At 66.1% G+C, this 20,118-nt stretch carries 20 protein-coding genes; 11 read left to right on the forward strand and 9 right to left on the reverse strand.

Going from position 1 to position 20,118, the window contains the following annotated elements:
* The coding region (locus GEV05_19150; protein MPZ45465.1) for an NAD-dependent epimerase/dehydratase family protein at window positions 1–1,103 on the reverse strand (1,103 nt) is incomplete at its 3' end.
* 115 nt (window positions 1,104–1,218) lie between these two features.
* Here GEV05_19150 and GEV05_19155 point away from each other — a divergent pair.
* Window positions 1,219–1,632 (forward strand): GFA family protein, encoded by a 414-nt coding sequence (locus GEV05_19155; protein ID MPZ45466.1) that lies wholly within the window; start codon window positions 1,219–1,221, stop codon window positions 1,630–1,632.
* A 120-nt stretch (window positions 1,633–1,752) separates the two neighbouring features.
* On the opposite strand, the gene GEV05_19160 is transcribed toward GEV05_19155, so the two are convergent.
* Entirely contained in the window at window positions 1,753–2,823 is a 1,071-nt protein-coding gene (locus GEV05_19160) for a hypothetical protein (GenBank protein MPZ45467.1), read from the reverse strand.
* Between the two features lie 251 nt (window positions 2,824–3,074).
* Here GEV05_19160 and GEV05_19165 point away from each other — a divergent pair, with 251 nt between their 5' ends.
* Window positions 3,075–4,178, forward strand: a complete 1,104-nt coding sequence (locus tag GEV05_19165) for a DUF561 domain-containing protein (protein MPZ45468.1) — start codon at window positions 3,075–3,077, stop codon at window positions 4,176–4,178.
* 18 nt (window positions 4,179–4,196) lie between these two features.
* Here GEV05_19165 and GEV05_19170 read toward each other — a convergent pair whose 3' ends face one another.
* Window positions 4,197–4,883 (reverse strand): hypothetical protein, encoded by a 687-nt coding sequence (locus tag GEV05_19170; GenBank protein MPZ45469.1) that lies wholly within the window; start codon window positions 4,881–4,883, stop codon window positions 4,197–4,199.
* Here GEV05_19170 and GEV05_19175 point away from each other — a divergent pair.
* Entirely contained in the window at window positions 4,753–5,841 is a 1,089-nt protein-coding gene (locus GEV05_19175; protein ID MPZ45470.1) for a tripartite tricarboxylate transporter substrate binding protein, read from the forward strand. The genes GEV05_19170 and GEV05_19175 overlap by 131 nt on opposite strands.
* Before the next feature lie 213 nt (window positions 5,842–6,054).
* Here GEV05_19175 and GEV05_19180 read toward each other — a convergent pair whose 3' ends face one another.
* The gene (locus GEV05_19180; protein ID MPZ45471.1) at window positions 6,055–6,837 is read right to left on the reverse strand and encodes an alpha/beta fold hydrolase; all 783 of its coding nucleotides are present in this window, start codon (window positions 6,835–6,837) and stop codon (window positions 6,055–6,057) included.
* Window positions 6,838–7,025: 188 nt separating this feature from the next.
* Between GEV05_19180 and GEV05_19185 the strand changes: the two genes are divergently transcribed.
* The 4 genes from GEV05_19185 to GEV05_19200 all read left to right on the forward strand — a co-directional run bounded on the left by GEV05_19185 (window position 7,026) and on the right by GEV05_19200 (window position 11,787).
* A complete protein-coding gene (locus GEV05_19185; GenBank protein ID MPZ45472.1) occupies window positions 7,026–8,063 on the forward strand; it encodes an amidohydrolase family protein in 1,038 nt (345 codons plus the stop codon).
* A 10-nt stretch (window positions 8,064–8,073) separates the two neighbouring features.
* Complete coding sequence (locus GEV05_19190; protein ID MPZ45473.1) at window positions 8,074–8,853, forward strand: enoyl-CoA hydratase; 780 nt, start codon at window positions 8,074–8,076, stop codon at window positions 8,851–8,853.
* Between the two features lie 136 nt (window positions 8,854–8,989).
* A complete protein-coding gene (locus GEV05_19195) occupies window positions 8,990–10,384 on the forward strand; it encodes a sulfatase-like hydrolase/transferase (GenBank protein ID MPZ45474.1) in 1,395 nt (464 codons plus the stop codon).
* A gap of 155 nt (window positions 10,385–10,539) precedes the next feature.
* Window positions 10,540–11,787: an alpha/beta hydrolase gene (locus GEV05_19200; protein MPZ45475.1), complete on the forward strand. Its 1,248-nt coding sequence runs from the start codon at window positions 10,540–10,542 to the stop codon at window positions 11,785–11,787.
* Between the two features lie 95 nt (window positions 11,788–11,882).
* Here GEV05_19200 and GEV05_19205 read toward each other — a convergent pair whose 3' ends face one another.
* On the reverse strand, window positions 11,883–12,611 hold the full coding sequence (locus GEV05_19205) for a hypothetical protein (protein MPZ45476.1): 729 nt from the start codon (window positions 12,609–12,611) through the stop codon (window positions 11,883–11,885).
* A gap of 340 nt (window positions 12,612–12,951) precedes the next feature.
* Between GEV05_19205 and GEV05_19210 the strand changes: the two genes are divergently transcribed.
* Window positions 12,952–14,019, forward strand: a complete 1,068-nt coding sequence (locus GEV05_19210) for an MBL fold metallo-hydrolase (GenBank protein MPZ45477.1) — start codon at window positions 12,952–12,954, stop codon at window positions 14,017–14,019.
* A gap of 268 nt (window positions 14,020–14,287) precedes the next feature.
* Here GEV05_19210 and GEV05_19215 read toward each other — a convergent pair whose 3' ends face one another.
* From GEV05_19215 to GEV05_19230, 4 genes are all read right to left on the reverse strand, one after another.
* Window positions 14,288–14,689 (reverse strand): VOC family protein, encoded by a 402-nt coding sequence (locus GEV05_19215; protein ID MPZ45478.1) that lies wholly within the window; start codon window positions 14,687–14,689, stop codon window positions 14,288–14,290.
* A 147-nt stretch (window positions 14,690–14,836) separates the two neighbouring features.
* Window positions 14,837–15,520, reverse strand: coding sequence for a hypothetical protein (locus GEV05_19220; protein ID MPZ45479.1), 684 nt, complete (start codon window positions 15,518–15,520; stop codon window positions 14,837–14,839).
* Window positions 15,521–15,639: 119 nt separating this feature from the next.
* Window positions 15,640–15,945 (reverse strand): hypothetical protein, encoded by a 306-nt coding sequence (locus GEV05_19225; protein MPZ45480.1) that lies wholly within the window; start codon window positions 15,943–15,945, stop codon window positions 15,640–15,642.
* The gene (locus GEV05_19230; GenBank protein ID MPZ45481.1) at window positions 15,942–16,370 is read right to left on the reverse strand and encodes a DUF2934 domain-containing protein; all 429 of its coding nucleotides are present in this window, start codon (window positions 16,368–16,370) and stop codon (window positions 15,942–15,944) included. The genes GEV05_19225 and GEV05_19230 overlap by 4 nt, the downstream gene beginning before the upstream one ends.
* Before the next feature lie 228 nt (window positions 16,371–16,598).
* Between GEV05_19230 and GEV05_19235 the strand changes: the two genes are divergently transcribed.
* The 3 genes from GEV05_19235 (at window position 16,599) to GEV05_19245 (ending at window position 20,015) form a co-directional block, all read left to right on the forward strand.
* Window positions 16,599–17,048, forward strand: coding sequence for a hypothetical protein (locus GEV05_19235; protein MPZ45482.1), 450 nt, complete (start codon window positions 16,599–16,601; stop codon window positions 17,046–17,048).
* Window positions 17,049–17,122: 74 nt separating this feature from the next.
* Window positions 17,123–17,623 (forward strand): hypothetical protein, encoded by a 501-nt coding sequence (locus GEV05_19240; GenBank protein ID MPZ45483.1) that lies wholly within the window; start codon window positions 17,123–17,125, stop codon window positions 17,621–17,623.
* A gap of 220 nt (window positions 17,624–17,843) precedes the next feature.
* Window positions 17,844–20,015, forward strand: coding sequence for a CoA-binding protein (locus tag GEV05_19245; protein ID MPZ45484.1), 2,172 nt, complete (start codon window positions 17,844–17,846; stop codon window positions 20,013–20,015).
* Window positions 20,016–20,118: the final 103 nt, after the last annotated feature.

A 20,118-nucleotide genomic window follows, 5' to 3' on the forward strand; every position in this document is an offset into this window, starting at 1 on the left:
CGCGACGGCGGCGCCCAGGCTTCGCCCGGCTTCTTCGGGTGCCGGTACATGTGTCCGGAGTCCACGTTCGGGAACGGCACGCGTTCCGCGTCGGCGTATCCTCGCCTGCAGGCCGCGATCAGCGCATCCTCGGCCGCATACGCGAACGGGTCGCCGAGCTGGCGCTCGATCTCGCCGCCGGGCTCGGGACGGTTGGCCAGCAGCCACTCGACCGCAGCAGCGAGCCCTTCGGCCGGCGAAACGACATCACGGTAGCCGAGCTGCAACTTGATCTTCGCGATGTCGAACTCGAGCACCCCCGCCGGTAATGCGGCCGCACCGCCCTTGTAGACGCGATGCGCCAGGGCCGGCGCAACTTCGACGATTTCGCATTCACGCTGCATATGCCGGGCGATGAACTGCACGTGCTGGCGCTGCGTGTACTGCTGCTCGTCGCGAATGTTGTAGATCTGGCCGCTCGATTCGCGCGGCTGGTCCACCGCCAGCAGCAGGGCGTGGGCGACGTTGCGCGCATAGCCGCGCCGGCGCAGCAGCCCGTTGGCGGGAAGCACGACCTGCCTGCGCCCGTCCAGCATCCGGCGCACGACGCTCCAGTCCGGGTTGGCCGGCGCGTTCGGTCCGTACAGGAGCGGATAGCGGAAGTAGGTGGCGTTGTAGTGCCCCTCGCGGTGCGCCTGCATGACCGTCTCTTCGGTCACCCACATCAGATGGTTGAAGCGCGGCCCCGCAGGATCGTCGCAGCGCGGGCTGTCCTCGGGCACCAGCACCGGCTGGCCCAGTGCTCCCCAGCGCGGGTCGTCGCGAGGCGCATAGACGGCGGAGCCGCCGACCCCAATGAAGCGTGCGGTCTTGCCCTTGAGGAGCTCGGCGATGATCCGCATCCGACCATAGGTCGCGAGCACCAGGTCGAAGGTGCGTCCCGCGAGCGCCGGCTGCAGCGTCTCGGCGAAGTGCGGATCGACGTGGATGTGCTCGATCGGCTGCATGAATTCGGCTTCGTGCTGGCCGCCGTGCAGGACGGTCACCTCGTAGCCGTGCTGAATGAGGCCGTTGACGGTGTGCGGACCGGAAGGACCGGTGCCGCCGATGACGAGCGCTTTCATCGTCCATGCTCCATGCGTTGAACCCCGTTGCGACTATGCATGCGCGAACGCTTCCGCTAGCGCGGACTTCAGGTGTATCGTTTCTTGTTCAATCAACCAGCCGGAGGTCGGGACCATGAAAGTCGATGGCGGATGTCACTGCGGCAAGATCACCTACGAAGCGGAGATCAATCCCGAGAAGGTTTCGATATGCCACTGCACCGATTGCCAGACCGGATCGGGCTCTGGCTATCGCACCAACGTGCAAACCGAGCGCAACACCTTCAAGCTCCTGACCGGCGAGCCGCGCATCTACATCAAGACGGCCGAGAGCGGCAACAAGCGCGCGCAGGCATTCTGCGCCGATTGCGGCACCCCCTTGTTCTCGACGACCGAAACGAATCGCGAGGTGTACGGCTTGCGGGTCGGATCGATCCGCCAGCGCTCGGAGATTCGGCCGCGATCGCAAGGCTGGTACCGCTCGGCGCAGCCTTGGACGCAGGACATCAGCGGGCTGCCGCAGCATCCCAAGCAGCGGCCGGCGGCGTGAATTCGCCGCAACCGGCGCAGCGCCTCACCGCTTCTGCGCCGGATCGTTCTTTCTCCGTTGCGAACGATTCGAGCTCGCCAGCAGTCGATTGCGAGCCCGCTGCGCCCCCGCTCCAGCCATTCAAATGCAGGCGACCGCGTACACGTCCTTGACGCCCTCGGGCAGGCGATATTCGCGCCAGCTCGCGGCACCGTCCTCGGTGCCGAAGACCTGTCCGCAGCGCGACACGCAATAGATCCGGTTCGGATCGGCCGTGGCCTGAGCAACGCTCATCATGGTGGCTTCGGCCTTCACGCCGCGATCGATCCGCTGCCAGCTGCCGCCCAGGTCGCTACTGCGGTAGAGCGTGCCGTCGGTGCTGCGCGCGGCGGGCGAGAGGCATGCGAACAGCGTGCGCGGATCGTGCGGCGAAACGAGCACGTCGCGGCAATAGGCGAGCGGCGAGTGGCGGCCCACCTGCATGTCGGACCAGGCCGTGCCGCGGTCGTCGCCACGGAACAAACCCATCCGCACCGCGAGAACCGGCGCGCCGGGTGCGGAGGCGCTCACGACGATGGCATGCGAATCGAGCATGCCCTCGGCTTCGGTATCGCTGCCGATGCGGCTCTTCAGATGCGGCTGATCGGCGAGACGGATGAGCGGCTGGGACAAATCGGTCCAGGTCTCGCCGCCGTCGCTGGAGCGAATGACGCCGCTCACTTCCAGCGCCGCGTAGACATCGCTCGGCCGGCTCGGATCGACGGCGATGCGGATCGTGCGCGCGGGGAATCCCATCTCGCAGTGCCCTGGCGATTTCGCGTTCGGCAGCAGGCGCCAATGCTCGCCGCCGTCGTCGCTGCGATACACGCCGACCGGGGCGGAGCCTGCGTACATCACGTCGGGATCGCTCGGATCGTGGGCGAGCGACCAGATCACCCCGCCGCGCTCCGGATACGCCGTGCGCGCCCAGCGCTCGCCCCCGTCCAGGGTGCGATACGGACCGTCCTGCGTGCCGACGTGAATGACGTTCGGGTCACGCGGATCGATGGCGAAAGCGCGCGCCTCGACATCGTCCGGCAAGCCGCTCGTCAGCGCTTGCCACTCGCCCTCGCCGGGGCGGCGGCGAAACAAGCCGCCGCGATAGCGCTCGCCGCCGTGCGGGCTGTAGTGACCTGCGCCTGCGAAAATATACTTCGACCGACTGGTGACCATCGCACGCCTCCTTCGCCATCGTGAACCGCCGAGCTGCCGCCCATTGTTCCGCTGCGCGCTGTACGCTCCCCTCTCCCTCCGGGAGAGGGGTTGGGGGTGAGGGGCCGAGTATCTCGCGAAATTTCCATCCGGCCGCATTCAACGGCCAAGCCCGCTCGCGGCCAAGCATAGCACCACTGCCGACGGACAATCGGGCGGGCGGCTGCGCACATCGCTACAATGAACTGCCTACGAGTCGCAAGGAGACCGCGATGAGCGTCCCGCATACGATCCGCACCTGGCTCACCGAGCGCCTGGGATTGCGTTATCCGATCGTCCAGGCGCCCATGGCCGGCGGGCCCACCACCCCGGAACTGGTCGCCGCGGTCGGCAACGCCGGCGCGCTCGGCTCGTTCGGCTTCGCCTACACCGAAGCGGCGGCGATGCAGCAGCAGATGGAGGCCGCGCGCGCCGCGACCCGAGCGCCGATCCACATCAACCTGTTCGTGGAGAACGTCCCGCCGCCGCCTTCGGAAGAAGCGATGCACGCGTCGCTGAACGCGCTCGTACCAATGTACGCCGCGCTCGGTGTTCAGGTGCCGCAGCGCATTGATCCGCCCTACTGCCCCGATCTGGACACGCAAGTGTGCGCGGTGCTCGCGCTACGCCCGGGCGTGCTCAGCATGCACTTCAACCAGCTGAGTGCACAGACGATCGCCGACGCGCGCGCACAAGGCATCGTGGTCGCCGCAGCCGCGACCAGCCTCGCCGAAGCACGGCACATCGAATCGCTCGGGGTCGATTTCATCATTGCGCAGGGCGCCGAAGCCGGCGGCCATCGCGGCACGTTCCTGGGAGCGGCCGCGGAATCGATGATCGGCACGCTGGCTTTGGTACGCACGCTGGTGCGTAATTGCTCGGTGCCGATCGTCGCCGCCGGCGGCATCATGGATGGCGCGGGGCTCGCTGCCGCGCTCGCCCTCGGTGCCTGCGGGGCGCAGATGGGCACGGCGTTCCTGGCGGTGAAGGAAAGCGGCGCGTCCGAGTTGCACAAACGTGCGCTGTTCGAGCATGCCGATGCGGCCACCACGATCACCCGCGCCTTCTCCGGCCGGCCGGCGCGCGGCATTCGCAACGCGTTCATCGCCCGCGCCGAGGCCGACAACATTCCGCTGCTGCCTTTTCCGGTGCAGAACAAGGCAACCGGGCCTCTGCGCGCGGCCGCGGCGAAGCAGAACAATCCCGACTACGTCTCGTTGTGGGCAGGGCAGGCTTATACGCTCGCGCGGCGCATGGGCGCGGCCGAGCTCGTTCGCACCATCGTCGCCGAATACGACGAAGCTTCGCAGAATCTGGTGAAGGCGGCGCGCGGATAAGCGACGCGCGCTTGGCGCTCACACCAGGGTCGGCTTTTTCTTCTTGCCCTGCTTGATCGCTGCGTCTTCTTCCAGCACCGCGGTGTACTGGCGAACGGCGTTGGAGATGGTCGGCCAGCCCGCGTAGTGGCCGACCTGGATGATCACTTCGCAGATCTCCTGCTGCGTGATGCCGATGTGCTGGGCGCTGCGATAGTGCGAATAGTTGCCCGTCGGACGGGCCATGGCGATGTTGGCGGCGAGCGTGACCAGCTGGCGCTCGCGCAGGCTCAGTCCCTTGCGCGCCCACACGTCGCCGAACAGGTGCCCCACCGATATGTCGTAGAGCTCGGGACATAGCGCCTTCTGCTCCAGCATGAGATTCTCCCGGCCCATCTTTTTCAGAATGGCCATGCCGCGCTTGCGGCGCTTTGCGTAGTCGCTCATTTTGCTCGGTCCTCGTCGGTTCGCTCGTGCCGGAAGGAATTGCGCAGCCCGCCCGGCAGGCTCGAATGGAACCCATACAAGGCGAGGCGCGGCAGCCGGCGATGGTACTCTGCTACCATGGATCGAGACAGGCCGCCAATGCCTGGACATGCCGCCCGAATGCCTGGACAGGCCGTTCCGAATGCCTGCCGCCGCTGCGCACTCGCGCAATGCGACTGCCGGCGAACCTGGTGAGGAGGTGTCTTCCATGCGAGCAAGCCATGCATGCTGGATCGGCATTACGGCCGTTGGGCTTCTGCCCGTCGCGGCGGCCGCGCAGGGCGCTGCAGCGTCGAGTTACCCCGCTCGACCCATCCGGCTGGTCGTACCGAGCGCCGCCGGCGGCGGCACCGACATCATTGCGCGGCTGATCGGTCAGGGGCTGAACGAAGCGTGGGGCCAGACAGTCGTGGTCGACAACCGCGGCGGCGCCGGCGGTCAGACCGGTGTCACCATCGTCGCGAAGCAGTCGCTGCCCGACGGCTACACGCTGCTGCTCGGCAGCGTCGGGCATCTTTCCTTCGTCCCTGCGGTGCGCCGCAACGTCGCCTACGATCCGCAGCGCGATCTCACCCCGATCACGCTCGCCGCCGTACAGCCCTTCGTCGTCGCGGTGGCGAATTCGGTGCCGGTCAAGTCGATAGCGGACCTGGTAGCGCTCGCCAAGAGCAAACCGAAATCGTTGACCTATGGCTCCGGCGGCGTCGGGGCCGCGTCGCATCTGGGCGTGGCGCTGCTCGAGCTCACCGGCGGCTTTCAGATGCTGCACGTGGCGTACAAGGGCAGCAATCCGGCAATCACCGCGGTGATGGGCAACGAAATTCAGGTGGCGCTCGCAGGGCTGTCGACTGTGTTGCCGCATGCCAAGGCTGGCAAGCTCAAGGCGCTCGCCGTCACGGGATCCAAGCGCGCCCAAATTGCGCCCGATGTGCCCACCGTGGCCGAGTCCGGCGTGCCGGGCTACGTCTTCGACGTCTGGTACGGCCTGGTCTTTCCGGGCGGAACGCCGCGGCCCATCGTCGACAAAGCCCAGAAGACCGTCGTGAAGATGCTCGCGTCGCCCGAAATAAGCCGCCGCTTCAGCCTGGCCGGGGTCGAGCCTCGGACCAATACGCCCACCGAATTCGCCGATCTCATCAAGCGCGAGATCGTTACCTGGAAGAAAGTCGTGAGGGACGTCGGCATCAAGGTGGAATAGAACGCAGCATCTCCCCTCCTTGCCAAGGGGGGGCGGCAAGCTCTAGTTTTCTCCCCTCCTTGCCAAGGAGGGGCGGGACGCGCGGATGCGCGGACGGGGTGGTCTTGCGATGGTCGAAACCACACCACCCCGGCGCTACGCGCCACCCCGCCTTATATGGTCACCTCCCGCGTGAGAGGCGGGGAGTCCGACCCTCGGCACGTATCCTCGCCTTCAGCCGAAAAAATCGTTCAGTAGGCGGTTGACCTCCCGCGCCGCCTCGTATTGCACCCAATGTCCGGCTCCCGGCACGATCTCGGCCCGGATGTCAGGCTTGTGCGCGCGGCACACGTCGATCCGCGCCTGGACGCTCGGCCAGGCGAGATTGTCGCGCTCCCCATAGAGCAGCATCACCGGCGCAGCGATCCGAGGCAGCGCGTCGCGCGTGTGCGGCGCGAGGCTGAAGCGGCGCGTATCCCAGCGCGCGCGCATCACGTTCGTGCGCTGGATCTCGACCGTCGCAGCGTCCGCGGTCTCCGGCCGCGCGAGCATCAACCGCATGAGATTGTGCCGGATGACTTCTTGCCGCCGCGCCTCGGACACCGGCTCTTCGGGCATTTTGCGCAAGTCGAGTTTCCGACCGCCTGCCATGCCGAAACCGCCCGGCGCGAGCAGAGCGAGCCGCTGCACGCAAGTCGGCATGCGTGCGGCGACCATGGCCGCGATGACGCCGCCGAACGAAAAGCCGGCCATATCCGCCGGTGCACCGTCTGCGATCTCGGCCACGGCCTCGCACACCATCGCGAGATAGTCGTCTTCGGCGATGTCGTCCGCCACGGACGGTCCGTCTCCGCAGCCCGGGAGATCGGGGGCATACACCGTGAATCGGCTACCCAGCGCTGGAATGTTTCGCGCCCAATGTGTCCACGAGCCCATGCCGCCGTGGAAAAGGATCAGCGGCGGGCCGTTGCCTTCGACATGGCAAGGAAGCACGCCGGCACGTGCAGTCGTCGTCAATTCAAGTCTTCGTCTGGAATCGCCTGCGGGTTTTCCGCCCGGCGCATGGATCGAGTGTAGGTGTGCCTGTGGCGGGTGTCCAGACGGCGGCTGGCCCCGTGCATTTCCTTTGGCAGAGCGCTATCTCGCAGCCATAATAGCTGCGCTTCGCAGCCAGATGCGCTCTGCCAAATCGGTGCCGAGAATTCGTGCTTCAAACCTGGCCTGTACGCATGCAGCCGCCAAGCGCTCGCACGAGCTTCGGTCCATCACCTGGAGGATGCAAAATGACCATCGCCGGAAAATTCGTGATCGCGCTCGAAGAGCACTATTGCGACAACGAGCTGGCCGCAACCTTCCAGGGCACCGAAGGCCGCGCGCCGGAGGTGCGCAAGCGCCTGTTCGACCTGGGCGAGCTGCGCCTGGCGGAAATGGACGAAGCGGGCATCGACCTCCAGGTGCTGTCGCACAGCGGGCCGTCGGCGCAGCGGCTCGATGCGGAAACGGCGGTGCGTCTTGCGCGCGGCGCGAACGATCGGCTGCACCAGGCGATGCAGCGCCATCCCGACCGGTTCGCCGCTTTCGCCACCCTGCCGACTCCGGAGCCCAAGGCGGCCGCGGACGAGCTCGAGCGCGCGGTCACCAAGCTCGGCTTCAAGGGCGCGATGGTGCACGGGCTCACCAACGGCGTGTTCTTCGACGACAAGCGCTTCTGGCCCGTCATGGAGCGCGCCCAGGCGCTCGATGTGCCAATCTACCTGCATCCGGCAGTGCCGCATCCCGCTGTCATCGAAGCGTACTACCAGGACTACGTGCAGAAGTTCCCGGCCATCACGAACGCCGCCTGGGGCTTCACGGTCGAGACGGCGACGGCGGGCGTGCGCATGGTGTTGAGCGGCGCCTTCGATGCTTATCCGAACCTCAAGATCATCCTGGGTCACCTGGGCGAAGGCCTGCCGTTTCTCATCTGGCGCATCGATATGGCGCTCAACCGGTTCGGCGGCACGCCGGTGCGCTTCCGCGATGCCTTCAATCACAATTTCTGGATCACGACCAGCGGCAATTTCTCCACCCCGGCATTGATCTGCAGCATGCTGGAGATGGGCGTGGATCGGATCCTCTACTCCGTCGACTGGCCGTTCGTGCGCAACATGCCCGGCACCAAGTGGATGCAGGAGCTGCAGATCTCGAACGAGGATCGGGAGAAGATCCTGTCGGGCAACGCCAGGCGGCTGCTGAAGATGTGAGGAAACCGCAATGAACGATTCGATGCTGCTCGCCACCGACGAATACGGCGTGGCGACGCTGACCATGAACCGGCCCGACAAGCTCAATGCCTTCGATATGCCGATGATCGAGCGCTGGACCGAGCTCCTCGACCAAGCCTGCGAGGATCCCGCAGTCAAGGTCATCGTCCTGACCGGCGCGGGCCGCGCCTTCTGCGCCGGCGGCGACGTCGAGTCGTTCATAGACTTCCGCCGCTGGGACAGTCTCGAACGCAAGAACTACCTCTGGAAGCACGTCCATCGCATCGTGCTCACGCTGGAGCGGGCCGACAAGCCCGTGATCGCCGCCATCAACGGCCTGGCGCGCGGCGCCGGCATGGACATGGCGCTCATGTGCGATCTGCGCATCATGGCCGAGTCGGCGACGCTGGCGGAGAGCTACATCAGCATGGGGCTGATCGCGGGCGATGCAGGAACGTACTTCCTGCCGCGCATCGTCGGTGCCGCGCGTGCGTTGGATCTGTTCTGGACCGGCCGCGTGCTCGACGCGCGCGAAGCCGAGCGCATCGGCATCGCGACCCGCGTGGTTGCCGACGACCAGCTGTCCGCCGCGGTGAACGAGACGGCGCGCAGCATCGCGGCTAAGCCGCAGGAGGCGATCCGCGTCTTCAAGCGCGCGGTGTACCAGAGCTTCGAGATGCCGCTGGCGGCGCACCTCGACATGGTGTCCTCGCATATGGCGGTGGTTATCGATACGCCCGACCACAAGGCGCTGGTCGATGCGTTCCTGCAACGCCGGCGCCGAGAATAAACGGCGCCGGAGCACGTTTGCGTTCATGCCGCAGAACGTGGTGCGTTCCCTGATCGGGCGTGTCGTCGCAGGGAAGGTATGATTGCAGCGGTGAGCGACGCCAGAGCGCTTCGCGATTCGAGAGGGACGCCACCCCATGACGACAGCGCAGCCGAGCCCGCCCAACATCATTTTCATCCTCGCCGACAACCTCGGCTGGGGCGAGCTCGGCTGCTACGGCGGCGGCGTGCTGCGCGGTGCGCCGACGCCGCGGATCGACGCGCTCGCAGCCGAGGGCATCCGCTTCACCAACTTCAACGTCGAGAGCGATTGCGTGCCCACCCGTTCGGCCTTGATGACCGGACGCCACCCGATCCGCACCGGCGCGCTGCAATCGGTTCCGGCCGGCTTGCCGCAGGGAATCGTGCCCTGGGAGATCACGCTCGCGCAGCTGATCTCCAGGCAAGGATACGCAAGCGCCTGCTTCGGCAAGTGGCACCTCGGCGACCGGCCGGGACGCTACCCGACCGACCGCGGCTTCGATGAGTGGTACGGCATCCCGCGCACCAGCAACGAGAGCATGTTCACAGCATCGCCGGGCTACGATCCGTCGGTGACGCCGCTGCCGTATGTCATGCAGGCACGCGCGGGAGAGCCCGCCAGCGACGTGCATGTCTACGATCTCGAAGCGCGCCGGCGCATCGACGCCGAGCTCACCGAGCGCACGATCGAGTTCATCCAGCGGCAGTCGAAAGCGAACAAGCCGTTCTTCGCCTACGTGCCGATCACCCAGCTGCACTATCCCACGCTCCCGCACCGCGACTTCGCCGGACGCACGGGTGCAGGCGACTTCGCCGATTCGATGGTCGAGATGGACTCCCGCGTCGGCCAGATCGTCGATGCGCTGGACGCGACCGGGCTCGCCGAGCGCACGCTGCTCGTCTTCGGCAGCGACAACGGGCCGGAATTCCGCCGGCCGTGGCGCGGCACGGCCGGACCATGGACGGGCACCTATCACACCGCGATGGAGGGAGCCCTGCGCGTGCCCTTCATGATGCGCTGGCCGGGCCATATCCCGCCGGGCCGCGTGACAAACGAGATCGTCCATATCGTCGATCTGTATCCAACGCTCGCGCGCATCGCCGGCGCGTCGGCTCCCACCGACCGGCCGATCGACGGTCTCGACCAGACCGATTTCCTGCTCGACGCCCAGGCACACTCGGCGCGCGAGGGCTTCGTCTATTACATCAAGCAAGAGCTGCGCGCCGCCAAGTGGCGCGACTGGAAGATGCACGTGGTCTGGGAAGCCGAACCCAACGCGGGCGCCAAGCACCTCGAATCGCCGCTGCTGTTCAATCTCACGCGCGACCCCAAGGAAGAGACCGACGTTGGCAGCGAAGCGAGCTGGGTGCGCACGCCGATCCGGCGCATGATCCACGCTTTTCAGCAAACATTGAAGGAGCACCCGCCGATACCGGCTGGCGCCCCGGATGATTACGTTCCGGGCGCGGGAAAAGAACGACAGCACGACGGAGTGAAGCGTGAAAAGTGAAGCGTGAAAAGTGAAGCGTGAAAAGTGAAGCGTGAAAAGTGAAGCGTGAAAAGTGAAGCGTGAAACGATGCGCGCTGCTCGCTTCACCTCCGCCCTTCACCCTTCACCCTCCACTCTTCACTCTTCACGACCACTTCATCCGAGGAGGAAAAGCAATGATTCCACCCACTGACAAGACCGGCAGCCTCAAATCCGAGCGCCGGCGCGACAACCAGCAGTGGCTGCTCGACTGGATGGTGAAGACCACCGGGCGCACGCACAACTTCGCCTACGACCATCGCGAGATCCCGCCGGAGGTCAAGACCTACCGGCAGATCCCGCGGGTGATGGAGAAGACCGGCCGCCACCAGGAAACGATCGCCCGTGCCGCCGAGGCCGCTGGCCATCGCCAGAGCGCCTGCGAGCTCTACTATAAGGCGTGCGAGAACTATCGCATCGCGCAGCACGCGATCTTCGTCGACGACCACCCGGACAAGATCTACCTCCACGGCAAGCTGCTCGAATCGTTCTCGGGCTGCATGCGAACGGCCGACTATCCGATCGAGCGCGTCGAGATCGATTGGGAAGGCGTGCAGATCCAGTGCAATTTCCACAAGGTGCCGGGCGGGAAGAACCTCCCGACCATCCTTTCCATTCCCGGGATGGACCAGACCAAGGAGGCGGTGCCCGATCCCAGCAACAACATCTTCATCAAGCGCGGCATGAACGTGCTCGCGGTCGATGGCCCCGGCCAGGGTACGAGCAATCTGCGCAAGACCCGGGTGACCGCCGACAACCACGAACGTGCGACTCGTGCCTGCGTCGACTGGCTCAGCAAGCAGCCCGAAGTCGATGCCGCGCGCATCGGCGTCATGGGCATTTCGATGGGCTCGTACTGGAGCAACCGGCTCGCCGCCGTCGACCCGCGCGTGAAAGCCATCGCCAGCTCGGCCGCAAACTACGGCACCAAGAAGGCGATCTTCGAGGAAGCGTCGCCGCGCTTCAAGCAGATCTTCATGTACATGGCCGGCATCCACGACGAAGCCGAGTTCGACAAGATGGCCGAGCGGATGCATCTCTTCGGCTACGGCGAGAAAGTGAAGTGCTACTCGCTCATGGTGCTGGGCGAATACGATCCGCTGTGCCACCTCGAAGAAGGTCTCGCCTATTTTCAGGAAGTCGCTGGCCCGAAAGAGATCTGGATCCTCGAGAACGAGAACCACGTGCCGCGACCGAGCCGCAATTTCGGCGGCATGCTCGCCGATCCGCTGGTGGTCGATTGGCTCAAGGACGCGCTGACGGACAAGAAGCCGAAGGACTTGAACCAGGCGGTGTTCGTGCACGACCGCACTGGCGCGGGGCCCTACAGCAAGCCGATCTCGGGTGTCGAGGACGTGTATCTGGGGAGGCGGTTGGAAATTTGAGCGATGGAACAGAGTGAAGGGTGAAATGTGAAAAGTGAAACCGCCGAACGGCGGCGCTCCTGTTCACTCTTCACTCTTCACTCTTCACCCTTCACTCAATTGCTCCACAACCGGTACTCGTTATAGACCGCCCCCAGATTGCGTACGCGGATGCGGAAGTTGCCGGTCCGGCGCGGCGTCCAGCGGCAGATCTCGTCGTCGCCCCCGCCGTCGGAGGCGCAGATCCGATTGCCCGCATCGTCCTCGACGAACAAGTCGAGATCGGATACGCCTTCGCCCGTGATGGCCACCATGACCGGCTCGTTGGCGCGAAAGCTCACGGTATGGACGTTGGTGACGCCGTCGCCGATGCGCGTGGCGAAGCGTGCCGGACCGTCGTCGCGCACCTTGGCCGAGCTCTTGGCCAGCTCGTCGACCAGCCCGTTGAGATCGTGCCGCCCGCCGGCGTACTTGCGGGCGCGCTCGAGCATTCCCTTCAGTGTCGTATCGCGCGTAGTAGCCCCGCCGGCCTTGGCATCGGCAGCTTTCGGCGTGCCTTCGCTGCGCATGTCGAGCTTCACCGTCCGCGGACCGGTCTGGCCCAGCATGCGAGCCGCCGCGAGCATTGCGAGCACGTCGCGCGTGCGGTCCGCATGGCGGGCGACCTGGTCCGCGAGGGCCGCTTGCGCGACCGCTTCGGTGCGCGGCGACGAACCGCGCTTGGCCGTATCGACGTTGGCGCCCTTGGGCGCAACGGCCGCCGACGCGCTGCCCGCGCCCCATAGCGATAACGCCATCGCCAGCACGATACCGATGGCCATTGCAGGTCGATTCGACCGCTTCATGATTCTGCCTCCCCGACAAAGACTTGCTGCGCCGATCAGTGAGCTTGCGCTGACGGTGACAGCTCGCTCCTCTCCCTCACCCCCGGCCCCTCTCCCGGAGGGAGAGGGGAGCAGCCGCTTCCAGAAGTCGACCTGGGCGCAACCCTGGCATCATATCAGCGACACAACACGCCGACAGCGCTACGGCTTCGCGCCCGCCGGCCAGGCTGCAGGCGAACGATTGCAATTGCGAGCGACGGATGGCGCATGAACGCGCCGTTCGTCCAGCGTGCACTGGTTCGCTTTTCCTTGTCCGGCGCCGTGCTACCCTGCGGCACCCGCAGTCGTCAGGGAGGCGGCGATGATCTTCCGGCAACTGTTCGATCCCCAGTCTTCGACCTACACCTATCTCCTTGCCGACGAGCGCTCCCGGCACGCCCTGCTGATCGATCCGGTGTTCGAGCAGGCGCGCCGCGACACTGCGCTGGTCGAGGAGCTCGGCCTGAAGCTCGAGTGGACGATTGAAACGCATGTCCACGCCGATCACGTCAGCGGCGCCTGGCTGCTGCGCGAGCGTCTCGGCAGCCGCATCGCAATGTCCGCCGACAGCGGCGCCGAGGGAGCGGACCGGATGCTGCGCCACGGCGACCGGGTCGAGTTCGGCAAGCGCTGGCTGGAGGTGCGCGCGACGCCGGGCCACACCGACGGCTGCGTGACCTACGTCGTGGACGACCAGAAGGCAGCGCTCACCGGCGATGCGATTCTCATCCGCGGCTGCGGGCGCACCGACTTCCAGCATGGCAGTCCGGCCACGCTTTATCGCTCGGTGCACGAGCAGATCTTCAGCCTGCCGGACGAGTGCCTGCTCTACCCCGCGCACGACTATCGCGGCCTCACGGTCACCAGCGTCGACGAGGAAAAGCTCTACAACCCGCGCCTCGGCGGCCAGATCCTGAAGGACGATTTCATCGGCTACATGAACCACCTGGGGCTCGCGCACCCGAAGCAGATGGACATCGCGGTGCCGGCCAACCTGCGCTGCGGCCGGCCGCAGGAAGAAGCTCCGGCAACCGCCCAGGATTGGGCCCCGCTCACCTATACCTTTGCCGGCATCTGGGAAGTGCAGCCGCAGTGGCTGGAAGAGCATGCGCGCCAGGTGCAGATTCTCGACGTGCGCGAGCCGAACGAGTTCAACAGCTCGCTCGGGCACGTGCGAGGCGCCCTCCTGATTCCGCTCGGCGCGCTCACCGAACGTGCGCAGGAGCTATCGAAGGCGCGACCGATCGTCACCGTATGCCGTTCGGGTGCGCGCTCCGCGCAAGCGACAGTGCTGCTCGGCAAGGTGGGTTTCACCCAAGTCGCGAATCTTTCCGGCGGGATGCTGCGCTGGCGCGCGCAACGGTTCCCCGTCGAGGGCGGAAACGACTGATAGTTCGGGCGGCGTCGCCGAACGGCCCTGCCCGCTCGTGCAGTCGCTGAACCACCCCGTCCGCGCGATTCGCGCGTCCCGCCCCTCCTTGGCAGGAGGGGAGGTGCTAGATTCTTCCCCTCCTCTCACGAGGTTCTTCCCCTCCTCTCATGAGGAGGGGTGGCGCGCAGCGCCGGGGTGGTGTGGTTCACCCAATCGCAACTCTTGCAGCGACACAGCCGCAACGGCGCGCGACGTTGTGCTTGCCAAGCTGCTGGCTACGGTCCTTCTACGGCGCTTCCTTGCGGTTCAGCAGCTCGATGCTGACGCCATCGGGCGCAGCGATGAAGGCGATGCGCGTGGTGGGATTGAAATCCCTCGGCTCGACGTCGAACGCCACGCTCTTGCGCCGCAGTCCCTCGCAGAATGCGTCGAAATCGCCGCTCACCCGCAGGCCGAAATGATCCACGCCCCATTCCAACCCGGGCTTGGACTGGATCGATTCGCCGCTGCGCTCGCCGCGCACGATCACCAGAGCGCCGGCGATGGAGACATAGACCTGGGGTGCGCCACGGACTTCGGCGCTCTTCCAGACCGAGCCGCCGAGCTTGTCCACGTACCACTGCGCGGTGGCTTTCGGATCCTTGGCAACGAGGTGAACGTGATCGAAGGCGAGCGTGGCTTCGGACATGACGTTGTCTCCGTGGGCGAGGTTGCGGACGCGACCGACCGGGCTGATTGTAGTCCCGCAGCAGCGCCACGCAAAACGGCCGAATCAGCGGCCGAATCAGCGTTCAGTCAAGTTTTTACACGAGGCAACAGGACGGCCCCGAGCGCCTCAGGTACGCTCGAGAATATGCAGCCCGCGCACGCGATCGAGCAGATAGATGAGGCCGCGATCGTCCACGGTCACGTCGTTGCTCTGCACGCGATCCGACCCCGGCGGCACGTCGGGCAGAAAATACGCCACCTCCTTCAGCGCATGCGGGCGCGAGATGTCGACGATGCGCAGCCCATGGGCGAACCATGCCACCGGAATCTCGGTGCCGGTGACGATCTCGCATGGCTGATGGCACCCCGTCATGCGCGGCTGCGCCTCGGGCGGCATATCCTCGACCTGGAAGGTCGAGATCGGCTGCGGATGCTTTTCGTCGGTAATGTCGACCAGCCACAGGAACGCGGCCGGATACGGCGGATAGTCGACCTGGCGAAACACGTCCTCGTCCGACACCACCATGAAGTCGCGATTCTGGATCTTGAACGGGATGGGCAGCGCGGTGTGCGTCGGCCACGGAAAGGGCGGGCTCCAGTCCAGGCCGGAGACGAGCTTGGGCTTGCTCATGTCGTCGATGTCGAGGATCACGAGCCCGCCTTGCCAGTAGCTCGTATAGAGCCGATTGCCACGGCGCAGAGGATGATGGCACTTGTGCGCATCGCCCTTCCACGTCGGCGTCTCGCCGCCGTGAACGTGACTGCGTACGTCGACGTAGCCGACTTCCCGGATTCCCTTCGCTTGCGCCATCGCCCCCTCCCCGCGGCTCGTTCCACTGGGCAGGATAGCACGGTGCACCGGCAGCGGGCGCGGATGCTCGGACGTGGTGCAGTACGCGCGGACGTGGCGTCGCGATCAGGGCGTCGGGATCAACATGTCGGGATCGTGGCGTCGCGATCAGGGCGCCGGGATCCGCTCGCACTCGCGTAACGCTCGCTATGGCCGTCGAGCGCCGCGGCCGCCGAGTGCCGGCTCGTGAACGGGCCGATGAAGTGCAACTGATCGTGCAGGAAATGCGGGTTGCTGGTTCCGGGCGGCCATTGGGCGATGTAATAGCCCGCGCTCAGCGTGCGGCCCTCTGCGGCACTGTAGGTGCGCTCATAGGATTCAGCATCGACCAGGCGATAGCCATCCTTGATCCATACGATTTCACTGTAGCCGTCGTCGTAGATCACGATACATCCTCTCGATTGCGGGCCTGCACGGCAGCCCCCTGTGCAGACTTGGTGGACTTGGTAGTCTTGGTGCGCCTGGATACCGCGCGCTCGCGCGCTGGCGCGGCTGCATCGTTGGGCGGGCGGATGCCGTCGGCGGCGGCAGACTGCGACATTGCAGTCTCGTGCCGTCCGGCTTCGAGCGCATCGACCTCGCGCTCGGCTTCCAGCCAGTCGTCGAGCTCCCCGCCCGGTGCGAAGCCACGCGCCTGCGCGCGGTAGAAAGCGGCGATTGCGGTGCGCCGCCAGCGTGCTTCGGCGGTGGTTTCCGTCCTGTTCGGCTGGCTGGTTTCCCTGTGGGCGGACCCGCTGTTGGCCGATCCTGCCTCGTTACTGGCGGGCGCTTGCTTCGACTTCATTGGATCCCCGTCTCCATACTCCTGCATATGCGTGGAGCCGACGCTGCCATTGCACGCAACGTGCCCGAACAATGCTACACCGCGATGCAGGGGAGAGTTTGCGCTACATCAACGATTCAGGCACGCAGGCGTCCGCCGGCTTAACGAAAATGCGCGGCACGTCATGGCGGCCGCGGCTGCAAATTGTTCCGGGCGTTGGTGTGGTTCGCATGGTGGAGCGCGTCCGGCAGGGCCGTGCGCGGGCCGCGCTAACATATGCACTTTCGAAGCACCGAGGCAGCCATGATCGCTTTCAAGCGCATTGCCTACGACACCGTGCAGGTGGGCGAGGAGCTCGAGTCGACCGATCTCGTCGTCAAGCCCGAAGATGTCGACGCCTTCGCCTACGCGGTGGACGATCATCACGCCTGGTATTTCGAGGACTCGCCTTTGGGCGGCCCGATCGTGCATCCGACGCTCACGGCGAACCAGGCGCTGCTCATGCGCCACAACAAGTACATCGTCGATGCGGGACTGCACGCCGGGATGCAGTTCGAGTTTGTGAAGCCCATCCGCGTCGGCATGCGCGTGCGCACCCGCGGGCGCGTCATCGACAAGTACGAGAAGCGCGGCCGCCACTACATGGTGACCGAGTTCGAGACCAGCGAGGAATCGGGCGAGGTGCTGGTGCGCGGACAATTCACCCAGATGATCTTCCCCGATTAAGGGCATTCCCGATCCTGATTAGCGACATTATTCAGCTCGCCTCGCCCCGCCGCGCTCATTCGGCTGGCTGAAGAATGTCGCTAATCAGGTTCCCGATTGAGGGGCAGCACCGATATGAAGGCATTTCCGATTCAAGGCACCCCATGGCTCTGATCCCAGATCATACGATCCGCGTGGGCGAAGAATTGCCCGCGCTCACCAAGTCCATCTCTCAACGCCAAATCGATTGCTACTCCGGCGTTCGCCCGCGCTCGATCCATACCGATCCGGACTGGGCGCGTAAGAAGGGTTTTCGCGCACCGCTCGCGCAGGGCATGATGTCCACCGCCTACGTCTCCGAGATGATGGTCGCCTTCCTCGGCGAAGGCTTCGTCCAGGGCGGACGCATGGCGGTGAAGTTCGTCAAGCCAGTATTCGTCGGCGACACGCTCACCATGCATGGCGTCGTGCGCGACAAGCACCCCGCGCAAGCCGGACGCACGCGGGTCGAGGTCGAATTCTGGTGCGAGAACCAGGAGGGTGTGAAGACCATGGTCGGTGAAGCGAGCGGGCTCGCTGCGGCGGCGGCCGTATGAGCTTACCGGGCGAGGGGCGGCGACATGAGCTTCCCGGGCGAGGGACCCCACGCAGTGGGGATCGACCGCAAAGCGAATGGCGCCGGGCACCGACGGCTTGGCGGTCGATTTACATGAGCCGGTTCGGACGTGCCCGCTTGCGGGGATCGACCGCAAAGCGAATTGCGGCCAGACCGCCGACGGCTTGGCATTCGCGACTCGATGAAGGCTCGGAGGCGGCATGAGCGAACCTACCGCCGCGCGCGAGTACACCGACCTCACACCGCTGTTCGCGCCGCGCTCGGTTGCGCTGGTGGGCGCGAGCGACCAGGGCGAGCGCTTCGGCACGAGAGTATTTCGCCAGCTCATCAACTTCGGCTTCCAGGGTTCCATCTATCCGGTCAATCCGCGTGCGCGCGAGCTCCTGGGCCGCACCTGCTATCCGAGCATCGCCGAGCTGCCGCAGACGCCGGACCATGTCGGCATCGTCGTCGCGACCGAACGCGTGTTCGATGTGCTGGAAGAGTGCGCCGCGCGCGGCGTGCCGTTCGCGACCGTCTATAGCGGCGGCTTTGCAGAGACCGGCACGGCGGAGGGCCGCGAGCGCCAGGTGCGGCTGATCGCGTTCGCCCGCCGCACCGGCACGCGCATCATGGGACCCAACTGCAACGGCGTCATCAACTTCGTCGATGCGTTCGCCATGGCCTCCACCGGGGCGATCGGCGGGCCGCGCCGGCCGGCCGGCAATATCGGCGTCGTGAGTCACAGCGGCGGCCTGGGCCAGATCAACGTGATGTGGCGCGCACAGGAGATCGGGCTTGGCATCAGCTACGAGGCGAGCATCGGCAACGAAGCCGATCTCGACTCGATCGACTTCGCGCGCTTCATGCTGCGCTCACCCGCGACCGACGTGGTGTTGATGGCGATCGAAGGCGTGAAGGATGGCGCCAAGTTGATCGGCCTCGCGCGCGAGGCGGCCGAGCGCGAGAAGCCGATCGTCGTGCTCAAGTTCGGACGCACCGCGGCAGGCAGCCGCGCGGCGGCCTCGCACACCGGAACGATCGCGGGCGCAGACGACATCTTCGATGCCGCCTTTCGCCAGTTCGGCCTGATCCGGGTCGCGGAAACCAACGAGCTCTACGAGATGGCGATCCTGCTGCGCACACGGCGCTGGCCCAAGGGCCGGCGTGCGGCATCGGCGGCGGCGACCGGCGGCAACATCGTGCAGCTGGCCGATGTCGGCGAAACGCTCGGCATCGAATGGCCCGAGTACGGCGCGAGCACGCAGGCGAAGCTGGCGGAGCTCATGCCGGGCTACGGCAAGGTGGCGAACCCGACCGACATGACTTCGCTCGCCACCGGCGAGCCGGAGAACTTCCGCCGTGCGCTTACTGCGATCGCCGACGATCCAGCCATCGACGTGGTGACGCCGATCTTCGCGTTCGTCAAGCGCGAGGACATCGAGCGCGGCGCCGAGCTCGTGCGGCAATGTGCCAAGCCTGCCGCCATGCTGTGGGTCGGCGGTTGCAACGACGATCGCGCTTTCAGCGCCAAAGACCTGGTCGAAGCCGGCACGCCGGTCTATCGCAATGCCCTGCCCTGCCTGCGGGCCGTGCGTGCCGCCGCCGATTTCGGCGCGCTGGTGCGCGACTTCAAGGCCGGACTACGCGAGGCGGTACGTCCTGCCGGTGCCGATGCCGGCGCAGCGCGCGCTTTGCTGGCAAGGGCGGGCAAGCGGCTCACCGAACGGGAAGCGAAGGGCGTGCTCGCAGCTTACGGCTTCACAACCACCCGCGAGATGCTGGCGCGCGATGCCGAGGAAGCCATCGCCCACGCACGCGCGCTCGGTAGCACGGTCGCAATCAAGATCGATTCGCCCGACATCGCGCACAAGACCGAAGCCGGCGCGATCCGGCTCGGCGTGCACGGCGACGCCGCCGTTCGGCAAGCATTCGACGCGGTGACACAATCGGCGCAACAATTCGCGCCTGCGGCCGCGATCAACGGTGTGCTGGTGCAGGAGATGGCCGCCAAGGGCATCGAGACGATGCTCGGCATCGTGCGCGATCCCGTGTTCGGGCCGGTCGTCGCCGCAGGCCTCGGCGGCATTCATGTCGAAGTGCTGCGCGATATCGCCTATCGGGTCGCGCCCGTGACTGCCGACGAAGCCCGGCGCATGCTGCGCGAGCTGCGCGGCCACGGGCTGCTCGAAGGCGTGCGCGGTGCGCCGCCCGCGGATATCGAAGCGCTGGTCGAGGCGATCGTGCGGCTGTCCTGGTTCGCGCACGATCTCGGCGGCGAAATCGCCGAGCTCGATATCAATCCGCTGCTCGTGTTCGGGCGCGGCGCCGGCGTGAAGGTGGTCGATGCGCTGATCGTTCGGCGCGACGACCAAGCTCCCCGCCTCTCATGAGGCGGGGTGTCGGCGAAGGAGACGGGGTGGTGTGTTTCCCCCCCTCTCTCAAGAAACCCAACCAGGTTTCTTAACTGCGCCTGCCCGCCTGCGGGCTAATACT

This window comes from Betaproteobacteria bacterium (genome assembly GCA_009377585.1).
Classification (GTDB): Bacteria; Pseudomonadota; Gammaproteobacteria; order Burkholderiales; family WYBJ01; genus WYBJ01.